The sequence below is a fragment of the Bacillus sp. HY001 genome, from assembly GCF_007558965.1.
Classification (GTDB): domain Bacteria; phylum Bacillota; class Bacilli; order Bacillales; family Bacillaceae_G; genus Bacillus_A; species Bacillus_A mobilis.
On the sequence record NZ_VLTE01000341.1, the window covers coordinates 1 to 435 of the forward strand.

Here is a 435-nt window from a genome sequence, read left to right on the forward strand (position 1 = left end):
TTGAACTACTCACCACTTAACGTCCTTACGGACTGTTTGAAGTGGGAGATTCCTAAGTACAGAAGCCTAGTGGCTTCTAATTCATTAGGCTATCCCCGTAGTTCCTACGGTTAGAAGCTTTAAAGCTTCATTTTTAAGATTGATACTTGCGTTAATATCTCTGTCGTGATGACTATTGCACGCAGGACAATCCCATTCACGAAGATTTAGATTCTTAACGTCTTTATTTTGATACCCACAACAAGAACATAATTGGCTTGAAGCAAATGTTTTGGATACCGGAATGACTTGTTTTCCATACCATTTTGCCTTGTATTCCAGCAACGTTCTAAATTGTGACCAAGATACTTCACTAATCGCTTTTGCTAACTTATGATTTTTTAACATATTCGATACTTGCAAATCTTCTATACCGATAACATCGTGGTTTTTGAT

At 37.0% G+C, this 435-nt stretch carries 1 protein-coding gene; it reads right to left on the reverse strand.

Features of this window, described 5'->3' with window-relative positions; all coding sequences use genetic code 11:
• Positions 1–84: 84 nt before the first annotated feature.
• Positions 85–435 (reverse strand): RNA-guided endonuclease TnpB family protein (locus tag FOT98_RS31620; protein WP_144291286.1); only part of this gene is annotated, 351 nt, incomplete at its 5' end.